This is a genomic window from Promicromonospora sp. NFX87, from assembly GCF_048564965.1.
Classification (GTDB): Bacteria; Actinomycetota; Actinomycetes; order Actinomycetales; family Cellulomonadaceae; genus Promicromonospora.
Genome location: NZ_CP183413.1, coordinates 6,014,991 through 6,029,068, shown reverse-complemented (window position 1 = coordinate 6,029,068; position 14,078 = coordinate 6,014,991). Strand labels below are relative to the sequence as shown.

Below are 14,078 nucleotides of genomic sequence, written 5' to 3'. Positions count from 1 at the left end.
CCGGCCACCCCGGTCACAACGAGTGCACCAGCTCGACCACGCGGGTCAGCACCGTCGGGTCGGTCTCGGGCGGCACGCCGTGACCGAGGTTGACCACGTGCCCGGGCGCCGCCGTCCCGCGGGCGACCACGTCGCGCACGTGCGCCTCCAGCACGTCCCACGGCGCGGCCAGCAGCGCAGGGTCGATGTTGCCCTGCAGGGGCACGCCGGGCAGCAGGGCGGCTGCCTCGTCGAGCGGCGTCCGATAGTCGACGCCCACCGCGTGGTCCACCAGGCCCGCGGCGACCAGCACGTCCCGCATGGCGGGCAGCAGGTGCCCGGTGCCGGTGCCGAAGTGGATGGCGGGCACGCCGGCGTCCGCCACGTGGGCGAGCGCGCGAGTCGACGACGGGGCGACGCGCGACGTGTAGTCCGCGAGCGAGAGCGAGCCCGCCCAGGAGTCGAAGAGCTGCACGGCGCTCGCTCCGGCCTCGACCTGCGCCCGCAGGAACGCCCCGGTGAGGTCGGCGGTCCAGGTCACGAGCGCGTCCCAGGTCGCCGGGTCGGCGTGCATCAGGGTGCGCGCGGCCAGGTGGTCGCGCGACGGCCGGCCCTCGACGAGATACGCGGCGAGCGTGAACGGCGCCCCGCCGAACCCGAGGAGCGGCGTCGTGCCCAGCTCGGCGACGGTCAGCGCGACGGCCTCCCGGATCGGGTCCAGGGCCGCGTCGTCGAGCGTGCGGGAGGTGAGGCGGGCGACCTCGTCCGCCGTGCGGTAGGGCTGGTCCATGACGGGGCCCACCCCCGCCTTGATGTCCACGCCCACCCCGGCGAGCTTGAGCGGCACCACGATGTCGGAGAAGAAGACGGCGGCGTCCACCCCGTGCCTGCGGACGGGCTGCAGCGTGATCTCCGACGCGAGCTCCGGCCGCAGGCACGACTCGAGCATGCCCGTGCCCTTGCGCACCTCGCGGTACTCGGGGAGGGACCGGCCGGCCTGGCGCATGAACCAGACAGGCGTGCGGCCAGGACGATCACCCCGGAGGGCCTGCACCAGGGGTGCGGCAGAGGTCCGCCCGTCAGCGAGCGGATGAGCAGGGGCAATCGTGGTGGACTTCACGCTTACCGATTCTGCCCTGCCCCGCCGGGGTGCATAAAGTTGGAGCACTGTGGTTCTCCTCTCCCTCACCGCCAGCCACCGCGAGCTCGACCTCGACGCGCTGGAACGCCTGTCCACGGGTTCGTCGTCAGTGGGTCGCGTCGTCGTGGGCTCGTGCGGCCCCGTCGCGGGCGCCGTCGTGATCTCGACGTGCAACCGCTTCGAGCTCTACCTCGACGTCGACGCGCCGCTCAGCGGCGACAGCGTGCGGCACGCGACGCGGCACGTGGCCGAGCTGGTGGCGCGCTCCTCGGGTGTGACGGGCGACGTCGCCGCCCGCAGCTTCACGGTCCGCACCGGACCGGAGGTCACCGAGCACCTGTTCGCCGTGGCGGCGGGCCTGGACGCGATGGTCGTGGGCGAGCGGGAGATCGCCGGCCAGGTCAAGCGCTCCCTCGCGGAGGCCCGCGAGCAGGAGACCACGTCCAAGACCCTGGAGCTGCTCTTCCAGACGGCGTCGCGCACCTCCAAGCGGGTGGGCACCGACACCGAGCTGGGTGCGGCGGGCCGGTCCGTCGTCGCCCTCGCGCTGGATCTCGCCGAGCGCGAGCTGCCGCCGTGGGACGGCACGCGCGCCGTGCTGATCGGCACCGGCTCGTACGCGGGCGCGTCCGTCGCCGCCCTCCGGGCGCGCGGCTGCGACGACATCCGCGTCTACTCGCAGTCCGGCCGTGCCGAGGCCTTCGCCGAGTCGCACGGCGTGCAGCCGGTGGACTCGCTCATCGAGGCACTGGCCGACGCCGACCTCGTGGTCAGCTGCAGCGGCGCTCGCGGCCGCGCGGCCGCCGCGACCTCGCGGGTCGAGCCTGTCGGGACCGAGCAGGGCGAGCGGCTGAGCGCCATGGTGGCCGGGAACCTCGGCGGCTCGACGGAGCTCCCCGGCCTGGTGACCGAGAACGGCCCCGAGGCGAGCCTCGGTCACGTCTTGGACGCCGCCGCACTGGTCCGCGCGCGGGAGCGCGCCGCTGACCGCGCCGGCGACGAGCCGGAGCCCCGGCCGCTGGTCATCCTGGACCTCGCGCTGCACCGCGACGTCGACCCGGGCGTGGCCGACGTCGAGGGTGTGCTGCTCTTCGACCTCGCCACCCTGAAGGCCCACGCGCCCGCCGTGGCGCACGACGTCGTCGCGCACGCGCAGCGGATAGTGGACTCGGCCGCGCGACGCTTCGAGGAGACCCGGCTGGGCCGGGAGGCCGACGCCGCGGTGATCGCGCTCCTGGACGAGGCGGAGGTCCGGGTGGTCGCCGAGATCACCGAGTCCGTCGCCCGGCTCACCGCCGAGCTGGCCGCACACGGGGAGCCCGGCCCGGACGAGGCCGACGTCGACGTCATCGCCCGCGAGGTGCGCAAGCGCGTGCACGCCGAGCTGCACGACAAGATCGTCGACGTCCGGGCGAGGGCCACCGCGGAGGCACGGGCCGCCGAGGCCGCTCTGGTCCAGGGTGCGGAGGCGCTGACGATGGAAGCGTCCGCCCACCGAGACGCCGATTCCTCCCGCCGCCGATAACGCTTGACGCGATAACGCGCGGAACAAGCGGGACGGACCGGTTTCTAGGGTCCAATTCGGCCATCGTTACCAAACCGTAACAAGGGTGATTTTATTCACCCGGGGGTGAGGGCTAAGTTCGGTGGCTCAAGGACCGAACGCGCTCATGCGCAACGAGATGCTGGAGCAACTCTTGAAGCACGCAGCACACAAGAAGAAGACCGTATCGGCGGGTGCGCGGACCATCGCGACCGTCGCCATCGCAACGGCGGCCACGAGCATGGCCGCCCCGGCAATGGCCGCAGAGGCCTCGCCGCTCGACTCGCTCGGTGACCTCGGGACCACCACCGAGGGCCTCAAGTCGAACCTCCCCGCCCTCTCGTCGACGTCGATCGACCTGAGCGAGCTCACGAAGGCCGCGCCCGTGGCCGACGCCGTGGTCAAGGAGCTGCCCGCGTCGATCGCCCCCACCACGGCCCTCGCGCCGAACTACGAGCCGGCCCAGTTCGTGTCGGGTGCCCTCAAGGGCGCCGCACCCCAGGTCGTCTCGAGCGTCGTGGGCGGCGTGACCAACGGCTCCGCCGTCTCCGGCGTGACTGGCACCGCCCGGTCGGCTCTCTCGAACGTGCTCGGCGGCAACGTCGTCGGCACCGCTACGGGTGCCCTCGGCACCGCCACCGGCGTCGTCGGTGGGGTCGCGGGTGGCGCGCTGCAGGGTGACGTCGTGGGCGGCGTCGCGGGCACCGCCACCGGTGCGGCCGGCAGCGTGGTCAGCACCGCTACCGGTGTCGCCGGCGGGGCCGTCAACACCGCCACCAGCACGGTCGACGGCGTGCCGTCCACCGTCGCCGACGTGATCCGCAACCTGCCGAACGTCCTGGGCGGCGTGACCGCTCCGATCGCCGGCCTTACCGCCAACCTGCCGGGCGTGCTCGGTGGCGTGGGCGGCGTCGTGAACAGCGTCGTGTCGCAGGTTCCCGGCGTGGTCGCCGGCGTTCCGGGCGTCGTCGCCAAGGTCACCACCCCGGCCGCCGGTGTGGTCGAGAGCGTCGTGGGCGACGTGGCGGTCGACGGCGTCGTCAAGCCGGTCACCACCGAGGTCGTCCCGGGTGCGGTCGGTTCCGTGCAGGGCAGCGTCGTCCCGGGCGCCACCGCGGCCGTCGGCGACGTGGCGGGCTCCGTCGTCCCGGGTGCCGTCGGCACCGTGACGGGCGACGTGGTCCCGGGCGTCGTGAACGACGTCGCGAAGCCGGTCGTCGGGGACGTCGTCCTCGGCGGTGTGGTCAAGGACGTCGTCAAGGACGACGTGGTCGGCAACGTGGTGGAGCCCGTCGTCAAGGACACGGTCGTCGACGGCGTCGCCAAGCCGATCGTCAAGGACGTCGTCGTGGACGGCGTCGCCAAGCCCGTCGTGGACACCGTGGGCAGCGTCGCCAAGCCCGTCACGGACACCGTGAAGGGTGTCGCGGGCGGCGCCGTGACGGACACCGTCGGTGGCGTCACCGACACCGTGGACGGCCTGACCGGCGGTGCCGTGAGCGGCCTCACCGGTGGCCTGCTGGGAGGCCTCTCCTGAGCTGAGAACAAGAGGACCCCAGCCTCTTCGACCTTGACGTAGCAGGGTGGAGCGCCATTGGCGCTCCACCCTGTTTACGTTTTCCGGGGCTTTGTCAAGGTTCCATTCTTCTGTCCGTTGTTATCGGATCGTTACCTTGTCTACCGGTTTTTCCGATGCACCCCTTTTTCCTTCTATTCCCCATCCGGTAACGTCGTCGCGTCCCCGGGTCCCGGGCAGTTGTAGTCGACCAGCTGGAGCAGCTCTCATGAAGCACGCCGCCGTCAAGCCTTCGTCCGTCGCCAAGACCACGGCCTCCCGCGTCGTGGCGACGATCGCGCTCGCCACCGCGGCGACCGCCGTCGCCAGCCCGGCGATGGCGCACGACGGCGGTGGCCGCGACGGTCACCACGGCCACTCCGCGGACGACGGCCGTGGCTACGACGGGGGCCAGCACCGCGGCTACGACCGTGGCCACGGGCAGGACGCCGGAGCCCCGCGCTCGTACGAGCCCTCCACCTACTCGGAGCCGAACTACGACGTGCCGCAGTACGGCTCCCAGCGGGGCGACTGCGACCGCGGTGCCGAGACCACGAGCCAGACCGGGTCGCAGGACCAGGACGACTGGCAGGGCGGCTGGGACGAGCAGGACCGCGAGGAGGTGCGCGAGGCGATCCGGGAGCACCTGGAAGAGGCCGCGGAGGCCGCGCCGAAGCCCGTGGAGGCCGCACCGCGGCCCGCCGCCCCCGAGGCGGAGGCCGCACCCGTCGAGAAGGCGGAGCCGGTGGTGGCCAAGGCGGCCACCCCCGTGGCGGACGCCGCGCCCGACGTGTCCGCGAGCCTGGAGCCGGCGGCCGTCCAGGCCCCCGGACAGCAGTGGCAGGGCCGGCCGACGGCGGCGGACACCGCGGGGGCCCAGTTCACCGCCTACGTCCCGTCCGAGAGCACCGGCGGGCAGGAGGCGCCGACGCTCGCCGAGGTCACGCTGGACGCCCCGGCCCGGCTCTCCACCACGGGCGCGGAGGCGGCCGCGCTGACGGCCGCGGCCGGCGCCCTGGTGGTCGGTGGCGCGGGCTCGCTCCTGGTCGCGCGCCGCAGCCACGTGCGCGTCTGACCTGTTCTCTCGCCAGGGTTCTACCTCGCCAGGGTTCTACCTCGCCTGAGTTCTATCTCGGCGGCGTGGGGCGCCAGGTCGGGGCGTCGGTGCCCCACCGGTGTGCCGGGTGCGGGTAGTCGTCGTGCTCCGGGAGGGCCGGGCGCGCCGTGGTGACCCCGGCGTGGGTCACCGTCTCGCCGGCCGATGCCTTCACGGCGGCTGGGTGCAACGGATCTCGCCCCGGCAGGTCCAGCAGCCAGGCCGCGGTGCGTGCGAGCGACACCGAGACGTCGACGCCCGGTCCGTCGTCCGCGCCGGTGAGCGCGTCGACGATCCCCGCAGCGAGCAGGTAGCCGGAGGCGTGGTCGAGAGCCTGGGCGGGCAGCGCCCCCGGTACCCCGTCCCGGCCCTCCAGCAGGGCTATGCCGCACGCCGCCTGCACTATCGAGTCGAACCCCCGCCGGCCGGCCCACGGTCCGGTGTCGCCCCATGCGGAGACCCTGCCCGTCACGACGCCGCGCGGTGCCTCGAGCCCGAGCCCCTCGATCGCGCCCGGCCGATAGCCGGTGACCAGCACGTCGGCCGCGTCCAGCAGCTCCTGGGCGACACGGCGGTCGCTGCCGTCCCGGAGGTCCAGGACGGTGCTGCGCTTGCCCTGCCCCGAGTCGAGGTGCTGCCACTCGATCTCCGCGGGGGCCGGTGGGTCGACGCGCAGGACGTCGGCGCCGAGCAGGGCGAGCGTCCGCGTGGCGACGGGGCCCGCGACCACGCGGGTGAGGTCGAGCACCCGGACGCCGGCGAGGGGGTGCCGTGCCGGCCGGCGGGACCTCCGCCACGCGACGCCGTCGTGCACTTGTGGGTTCGGCCCGCTGCGCGGTCCGTACCAGGGGGGCCGGACGACGACGCGCATCCCGGCGCTGACGCCCGCCACTCCTGCTCGGTCCGCACGCGCGCCACGATCGCGCCGCCGCCCCGTTCCGAGCCCGCCACCGGCCCGGCCGCACGGTCCTCGAGCTCCTGCCCCGCGAGCTCGGTGAGCCGCTGGGCGAAGGCGGGGCGCCCGACGTCGTCGGGCAGGCCGACGAGGGCGGTCAGGCGCGACCGGTGGTGCGGATAGTTCGCGTGGGTGCGGACCCAGCCGTCCGAGGTGCGGAAGAAGCCGGAGAGCGGGGCGAACGCCTCCATGGGCCGCCCGTCGAGCGCGAAGACCCGGTCGGAGGCGAAGGCCGTGGCGACTCGTGCCGGATCGGGGTGGACAGGATCGGGGTGGGCGGCTCCGGGCGCGACCGGCCCGTCCGCCCGGCGTCCGGCCCGGGCGGACGCGCGCTGGACGGCTCGGACGGCGTCGAGCGCGAGATCGAGCACGGGCAGGTGCGCGGCGAGCCAGGGGTCCACCGCTCCATCATGAGCCGCGCCCGACCAGTTTCCGAAAACATCACCGGCCGGACAGAACTGGGAGCATGCGCGCGGATACACTCGCCGCATGGCCAAGAACCCCTCCTCCGACTTCGTGCTCCGGCCCTTCGAAGGTCTCCCCGGGGAGACCGACTGGGTGGCGATGCGTGAGATCGTCCCGTCAGCGACCGCGACGGCTCGCACCACCGCCGAGTACGGCTCGCGCGACGTCACGATCGTGACGCTGCTGCCGGGGGCGTGGACCGCTCTGCACCGTGCCGACGGCGCGATCCTGCTCGCCGTGCAGGGAATCCTGAGCACCGGCGACGTGAGCCGCGACCTCGCGGCGGCGCTCCTCGAGGCGCTGGAGCTGGAGCCGGGCACGGCGGTCGAGTCGGTCGAGCTGCCGGGTGAGGGCCCGCGCCTGCAGGACGTGCTCGACCTGAGCGTCCCGTTCGAGGTCACCGTGCACGAGACGTTCGACTTCTGGCTCGACCCGAGCGCCGAGATCACGCCGGAGCTCAAGGAGAGCCTGGAGGACGCCGCCGACGGCGCGATCCCCACCGTCAAGGTGTCCTCCGTCGAGTCGGCCTACTGGTGCAGCATGACGCGCGAGTTCCTGCGCTGGGCACGTCCCGAACCCGAGGACGACCTGATCGACGCGCTCTCCCGTCTGCACGCAAAGCGCGAGTCAGGGCTTGCGGGTGGGAATTTCGTGGGAGCGTTTCGGGCGTCGGGCCTGGTCGTACCCGTCTGGGAGCTGCCGAAGGGCACCGAGGCGGCCGATCTCGAGGGCCCCGCGACGGAGCTCGGCGAGAAGCTCGCGAAAGCACTTTCCATCAAGGAGCCACTTGATGCGAACGAGCGACGCGCCAGAGCAGGTATCGTCTCCCGGCAGGTCACCCTGCGTTAGTCCGGACCCCCTGGCCGGTCGTTCGCGAGCGGCCCGGAACGCGTCGGCAGTCACCGAGGATCGCCACGAGCGGTCCAGGTTTCGGCAACTAGCGGACCAAGGGAGTAGGATTCCAGGGGTAAACCTTTGCACTCACCAAGCAAAGGACTATCCGGTCACTCACCAAGGCAAATCGACGCTTCAGGCAGGACAGGTGTGAACGCTCTCCCGGTCGCGAAGACCACGCGTCCCGGCAATGCTCAGGCAGGCAAGAATGTCCAGCGGGTGGCGGCGGTCATCCCCGCCAAGGACGAGGCCGAGCGCATTGCCGCGACCGTGCGCTCTGCGCGCGCGATCCCTCATGTCGACCTCGTGCTCGTGGTCGACGACGGCTCCGAGGACGACACGCAGCACGTTGCGCGTGCCGCCGGTGCCGTCGTCGTGCGTCACTCGCACAATCGCGGCAAGGCCGCCGCGATGGAGACGGGTGCCGCGGTCGTCGCGATGCGCGACGCGGACGGTCGCCCGCCGCGCCTGCTCATGTTCATCGACGGCGACCTCGGCGACACCGCCGTGAACACGGCACCGCTCGTCCGTCCGGTCCGCGAGGGCGTGGCCGATCTCGCGATCGCCCTGCTGCCCAAGCAGGCCGGCGCGGGCGGACGCGGCATAGTCGTCGGCGCGGCCCGCCGGGCGATCGAGGCGATGACGGGCTGGAGCCCGTCGCAGCCGCTGTCCGGCATGCGCTGCCTCACCCGTGAGGCCTTCGAGGCGGCCACCCCGCTGGCGCGCGGCTGGGGTGTCGAGACGGGCATGACCATCGACCTGCTGCGCAAGGGGTACGTCGCCGTCGAGGTGCCCTGTGACCTCAAGCACCGCGCCTCGACGAACGACCTCAAGGGACAGATCCACCGGGCCGCGCAGTACCGCGACGTCCTGCTGGCCGTGAACGCGCGCAAGATGCGCGGCGCGGTGGACGCGGTGCGGCACGCGGGCTCGAACGTCCGCAGCTGATGCGCGGGCGCCCCCGCGCGTGCCCCGTACGCTGATCCCATGGGGTGGCAGGTCTGGCTAGGGATTGCCGCGATCAGCGTCGCCGTGCTGGCACTTGCCGTCGCCATCGGGGTCTGGACGCAGCAGGCACGGATGCGGCGCCGCGACCCGCACCGGGCGACGCCGCAGAGCGTGCAGGCCGCACCGCAGCTCGCGGTGATCGTGAACCCGTCCAAGCAGGGCGCGAGCGGCCTGGCACTCGAGGTCCGCGCCCACTGCAGGACCCACGGTCTCCCGGAACCGCTCTGGTACGAGACGACGGTGGAGGACCCGGGCAAGGGCCAGGCCCGGCAGGCGCTCGACGACGGCGCCGACATAGTCGTCGCCGCGGGCGGTGACGGGACGGTCCGGGCAGTCGCCGAGACCATGGTCGCCTCGGACAAGCCGATGGGCGTGCTGCCCGTGGGCACCGGCAACCTCCTGGCCCGGAACCTCGAGCTGCCGCTGACGAACGTGGACCACGCCCTCGACGTGATCGTGCACGGCCGCACGCGCCCCATCGACGTCGGCTGGCTGCGGGTGACCGAGTTCGCGGAGGCGCCGCGCAACGGGGACCATCCCAACCAGCCCGACCACGAGCCCGACACGGAGCGCGAGCACATCTTCCTGGTGATCGCCGGCCTGGGGTTCGACGCCGCGATGGTCGCCACCGCGGACGCGGACCTGAAGAAGCGGGTGGGCTGGGTCGCCTACTTCGTGGCCGGGCTCTCGCACCTGCAGGCCCGGCGGATGCGCGCCACCCTGCAGCTCGACGACAGCCCGCCGGTCGAGGCCCGCGCCCGGTCGATCATGGTCGGCAACTGCGGCCTGCTCCCCGGCGGCGTCACCCTGCTGCCGGACGCCGTGCTCGACGACGGGGTGCTCGACGTGGCTGCCGTCGACGTCCGTGGTGGGGTGTTCGGGTGGGCCCAGCTGACGTTCGAGATCGCCATGCAGGGCGTGGGGGTGCGCAACGACCTGCCGGAGAAGCTGGGCCGCATCGACCACACCAAGGCGCGCCGGGCGCGGATCCGGGTGCCGGCGGGCGAGGAGGCCCAGGTCGACGGCGACCCGCTCGGACGGGCGGTCGGGATCGACGTCCACGTCCAGCCGGGCGCCCTGCTGGTCCGGGCACCGTGACCGCTCGGGCCATCTACCCTGGGCGGGTGAATCCCAGTTCCACGCGAGCTCTGGCCGTGCCCGCAGTCCTGGTCATGCTCGTGGCGGTCCTGCTCGGCCTGCTGAGCCCGGCCACGGCCTCGGCCGCGTCGGGGACCGGCGTCCCTGGGACCGACGTCGCAGCGGAATCCGGGTCCGCCGCCGCCGCGGCCGGCACCCGGAAACCCGTCGCGCCGGTCGTGGTCGTCGGGGTGGCCGGCCTGCGCTGGACCGATGTGTCCCGCAGCACCACCCCGAACCTGTGGCACATGATCGGCGGCGGCTCGGTCGCCTCGATCAATGTCCGCACCGCGGACCCCGCGACGTGCCCGCTGGACGCGTGGCTCACCCTCTCCGCGGGCAGCCGCACGGTCTCGGCGGGCAGCGCGGAACGCGCGGAGGAGCCTCCCCGCGGGCAGGAGGACGGCCGGACGCCGGAGGCGCGCGGGGCGACGTCGTGCACCCCTGTACCGCAGGCCCGCGGCGGGGGCGGCGCCGAGCCGAGCGCCGCGACGGTCAACGGCTGGGACCGGCTTCCCGAGCAGGAGGAGGGCACCGACGAGGAGGAGGCCGCCGAGACCGCCGAGACGCCTGCGCCCGGCCTCCTCGGCGAGCTGCTCGCCGACGCGGACGCCTGCTCGACGGCGGTCGGACCGGGCGCCGCCGTGATGCTCGCCCGCGAGGACGGCCGGGTGAGCCGGTACGTCCCCTCGCTGGACGCGCTGTTCGCCGCGCCCTCGGATCCCGCCGCCGATACGGCGGAGCCGGGCACCGGGAACCCCGCCTGGAGCGACGTCCTCGCCGAGTGCCCGGTGACCGTCATCGACGCGGGCAGCCTGCCAGAGGGCCCCGAGCGGGCAGCCGCGCTCGACGAGCTGGACAACACGCTCAGCACGCTGCGGACCGGCCTGCCGACCGGTACGCGCGTGCTCGTGGCGGGTATCGCGGACACCCCGCTCACGCAGCAGGGGCTGCAGGTCGTCGTCGACTGGGTGGTCGACGTGCCCCGCGTGCGCTGGCTGACGTCGGACGCCTCGCGCAGCACCGGGTTCGTCCAGCTCACCGACCTGACGGCGACCGCGGCCGAGGCCGGCAACGCGCTCCCCGACCCCGAGGCGGAGCCCGCTCCGGGCCCGGCGGTCGAGGAGCCGGAGATCGACGGCATGCCCGTCGTGGTGGGGGAGCCGCGCCGCACCACCGTCGCCCGCACCGTGGAGAACCGGCAGTACATCAACGTGCTCGCGGACACGATCCCGGCGCAGGTGCCGGCGTTCGCGGGCGCGATAGTCCTGTTCCTGCTGATCGCCGTGCTGGTGCTGGTGCTGCCCCGCCGCACGGGACGGCCGCGCCGCGACCCCGGTCCCTACCGGCAGCGCCTCGCGCTCGGGGCCGTGCTGCTCGCCGTCTCCGCCCCGGCCGCCGCCGCGCTCGCGACCCTGACCCGCTGGTGGGTGTGGCCGGCGCCCGAGTTCGGCCTGGCCCTCTCGCTGACCGCGGCGACGGTCCTCGTGGCGCTCACGGTCCGCGGGGTGTCCCGCCTGCTCCCGCCCGCCCCGTGGCGGAACGCGGTCGCCGCGGCGGGGATCACCTGGCTGGTGCTCACCGTCGACGGCAGCACCGGCTTCACGCTGCTGCAGGGTTCGCTGCTCGGTTCGTCGCTCGCCACCGCCGACCGGTTCTACGGGTTCTCCGACGTGGCGTTCGTCGTCTACGCGGCGGCCGGCCTCGTGCTCGCCGCGGGCCTCGCGGCCTACGCCGTGCGCGGCCGCACGCGGCCGAGCGCCGAAGCGGTGCTGGGCGACGGCGTTCGTGGCCGCACCGGAGAACGGTCGTCCCGGCCGGCGTGGCGTGCGGTGGGCGCCGTGACCGTGGTCGCGCTCGTGACCGTCGGGGTCGACGCCGCCCCGTTCCTCGGCGACCGCCTGCGCGGGCTGCTCCTGTTCGTGCCGTTCGCGTTCGTCGCGCTGCTCGCCGTGCGGTCCGACCTGCTCACCCGGTTCCTCGACGCGCGCGGCTGGCTGCCCTCCGGCAGGCACACCGAGCCCGTGCGCGGCGTGCCGTCCGCGGTCCTCGGCCTGTCCGGCGCGCTGCTGCTCAGCCTGTTGTTCGCCGCGGCGGTGCTCCCGGTGCCCGGCGCCGACGCCGCGGGCGAGGAGTCCGGCTCGCTCAGCACCGCGGCGCCCGTCGTGCCGCCCGGCGGCAGCGTCGTCGTGATCGGCACGCAGGGCCTGCGCTGGACCGACGTCCAGCCGTCCCTGGACACCGGCCAGGCTCCCGCGCCCACCCTGTACGGCCTCCTGACCGACGGCGCGGACGCCGCGGGCCTCACCCTGCCCAACGGACGTGCGGCGCGCTGCCCGGACAGCGGCTGGCTCAGCCTCTCGGCGGGCCGGCTCGCCGAGGTCGCCGACGAGCGCGGCGCCGACAACCACTGGATCTGCGACGACGTCTCGGTGACCCCGGCGCAGGGCGACAGCCCGGCCGTCGTCGACCAGTGGGACCGGTTCCTGGAGCTGCAGCGCGGGTCCGGCTACGCCGCGCACCCCGGCACGCTCGGCGAGGCCCTGGCGGGCGAGTGCACGACGGCGGTCGGCACGGGTGCGGCGGTGGCGCTCGCCGAACGGGACGGCACCGTCGGCAGGTACTTCGACTTCGAGTCGGCGATGTCCGAGGGATCCGGTGCGTGGGACTGCCCGGTCACCTTCGTGGACGCCGGGTCCGCGCTGCTCGACGTCGAGCAGCGCGCGGAGCTGGAGCAGCAGCCGGACGGCCGCGAGCAGGTGGCGGCGCTCCGCGCCGGCCTCGTCTCCGACGTCGACCTCGCGGTGTGGCGCGTCCTCGACGCCGCTCCGGCGGACACGACGGTGCTGGTGATCGACGTCGCGACGGTGCCGGAGCACGCGCTGGAGCTCGGCCTGGCGATGATGCGCCCGTCCGCGTCGAACGAGGGCCTCCCGCGCTATCTGGCCAGCACGGCCACGCGTACGGAGGGCGTGGCGCGCCTGATGGACGTCCCGGCGGCGGTGCTCGGCGCCGTCGGTGTCGACCTGCCCGCCGACATCGACCCGACGCCGCTGCTGCGTGGGGGCGTGCGCCCCGCCTCGGCCTGGCTCACCGCCGACGAGCTGGCCGACATGACGGCCCGCGACCACGTGCGCCGCGACGCGTACATCTGGCTCGTGGACGTGCCGTTCTGGCTGGGCCTCGCGCTGGCCGGGGTGTGCTGGTGGGCGATGCGACGGCGTTCCGCTGCTCGGTCCGCGAAGGGGCTGCTGCGCGGGTCCGGCGCGGCCCCGGGCAGGGGGCAGCGTGCGGCCGAGGTCGCCGCGACCGCGCTGGCCGCCCTTCCGGCAGGTGGGTTCCTCGCCTCGCTGACGGGCTGGTGGCGGTTCGACCTGCCCGTGCTCGCGATAGTGGGCGCCACCGCGCTCGTGACGGCGGCAGTGGCCGGGCTCAGCCTGCTCGCCCCCCGCAGGCCGCTGTGGGCGGCCCCGGGGGTGGTCGCGGGCATCACCTTCCTCGCACTGACCGTGGACGCGCTGTTCGGCACGCCGCTGAACCGCGCGGCCCCGCTCGGCTCGGCCCCGACGTTCGGCGCGCGGTTCTACGGCTTCGGCAACCCCACGTTCTCCGTGTACGCCGTGGCGGCGATAGTGCTGGCGGCGGCGCTGGCCCAGCTGTTCGTCACCCGCGGACGGCGGGTCCTGGCCACCCTGGCCGTGACCGTCGTGGGAGTGATCGCGATGGCGGTCGACGTGTGGCCGACGCTCGGCGCGGACCTCGGCGGCGGGCTGGTGCTCGTCCCGGCGTTCGTGGTGATCGGCACCGCCGCCTCCGGGCTACGCCTCACCCTGTGGCGGTTCGTCTGGGTGGGCGCCGCGGGAGTCGGTGTGGTGGCGCTCGTCGGTCTGCTGGACTGGCTGCGGCCACCCGAGTCCCGTTCGCACCTCGGCAGGTTCGTGGGCCAGGTGCTCGACGGCGAGGCGGTCTCCACGGTGCTGCGCAAGGCTCTGTACGCGCTGGGCTCGGTCACCGGCGGGCCGGCGGTCTGGGTGACGGTGCTCGTGCTCGTGCTGGTCGGGCTCGCCCTGTACGGCCCGGCGGCATGGCGCAGACGGCTGACTCCCGCCTGGTTCGAGCACGCGCAGGAGCGCTGGGAGTTCCTGCGGCCCGCGCTCGTGGCGATGTGGGTGATGGCCGTGCTGGGCTCCCTGGTCAACGACTTCGGTCTCCGGATCGCGATGATCGCGCTCATCCCGGCCGTGCCGCTGCTCACGCTTGTCGCGCTGCGGACGAAATCGGCGGGACAGCCCCGATAGGCTCACC

9 protein-coding genes are annotated in these 14,078 nt (G+C 74.1%); 7 read left to right on the top strand and 2 right to left on the bottom strand.

The genetic code is table 11. The features are described from left to right. Positions 1-13: 13 nt before the first annotated feature. Entirely contained in the window at positions 14-1,099 is a 1,086-nt protein-coding gene (gene hemE / locus ACNYC2_RS26970; RefSeq protein ID WP_419704695.1) for a uroporphyrinogen decarboxylase, read from the bottom strand. 49 nt (positions 1,100-1,148) lie between these two features. Between hemE and ACNYC2_RS26965 the strand changes: the two genes are divergently transcribed. The 3 genes from ACNYC2_RS26965 (at position 1,149) to ACNYC2_RS26955 (ending at position 5,293) form a co-directional block, all read left to right on the top strand. Continuing rightward, positions 1,149-2,645, top strand: a complete 1,497-nt coding sequence (locus tag ACNYC2_RS26965; protein ID WP_419704694.1) for a glutamyl-tRNA reductase — start codon at positions 1,149-1,151, stop codon at positions 2,643-2,645. Positions 2,646-2,817: 172 nt separating this feature from the next. Next, positions 2,818-4,200: a hypothetical protein gene (locus tag ACNYC2_RS26960; RefSeq protein ID WP_419704693.1), complete on the top strand. Its 1,383-nt coding sequence runs from the start codon at positions 2,818-2,820 to the stop codon at positions 4,198-4,200. Between the two features lie 247 nt (positions 4,201-4,447). Further along, positions 4,448-5,293 carry a hypothetical protein gene (locus ACNYC2_RS26955; protein ID WP_419704692.1) on the top strand — a complete coding sequence of 282 codons (846 nt, stop codon included), beginning with the start codon at positions 4,448-4,450 and terminating at the stop codon, positions 5,291-5,293. Positions 5,294-5,345: 52 nt separating this feature from the next. Here the strand turns inward: ACNYC2_RS26955 and ACNYC2_RS26950 are convergent, their stop codons facing one another. After that, positions 5,346-6,206, bottom strand: coding sequence for a CoA transferase (locus ACNYC2_RS26950; RefSeq protein ID WP_419704691.1), 861 nt, complete (start codon positions 6,204-6,206; stop codon positions 5,346-5,348). 552 nt (positions 6,207-6,758) lie between these two features. Between ACNYC2_RS26950 and ACNYC2_RS26945 the strand changes: the two genes are divergently transcribed. From ACNYC2_RS26945 to ACNYC2_RS26930, 4 genes are all read left to right on the top strand, one after another. Then, entirely contained in the window at positions 6,759-7,583 is an 825-nt protein-coding gene (locus ACNYC2_RS26945) for a DUF5926 family protein (RefSeq protein WP_419704690.1), read from the top strand. 195 nt (positions 7,584-7,778) lie between these two features. Continuing rightward, the gene (locus tag ACNYC2_RS26940) at positions 7,779-8,576 is read left to right on the top strand and encodes a glycosyltransferase family 2 protein (protein ID WP_377136406.1); all 798 of its coding nucleotides are present in this window, start codon (positions 7,779-7,781) and stop codon (positions 8,574-8,576) included. A gap of 39 nt (positions 8,577-8,615) precedes the next feature. Next, on the top strand, positions 8,616-9,734 hold the full coding sequence (locus tag ACNYC2_RS26935; RefSeq protein ID WP_419704689.1) for a diacylglycerol/lipid kinase family protein: 1,119 nt from the start codon (positions 8,616-8,618) through the stop codon (positions 9,732-9,734). Positions 9,735-9,760: 26 nt separating this feature from the next. Then, positions 9,761-14,071 (top strand): hypothetical protein, encoded by a 4,311-nt coding sequence (locus ACNYC2_RS26930; RefSeq protein WP_419704688.1) that lies wholly within the window; start codon positions 9,761-9,763, stop codon positions 14,069-14,071. The last annotated feature ends 7 nt before the right edge of the window (positions 14,072-14,078 follow it).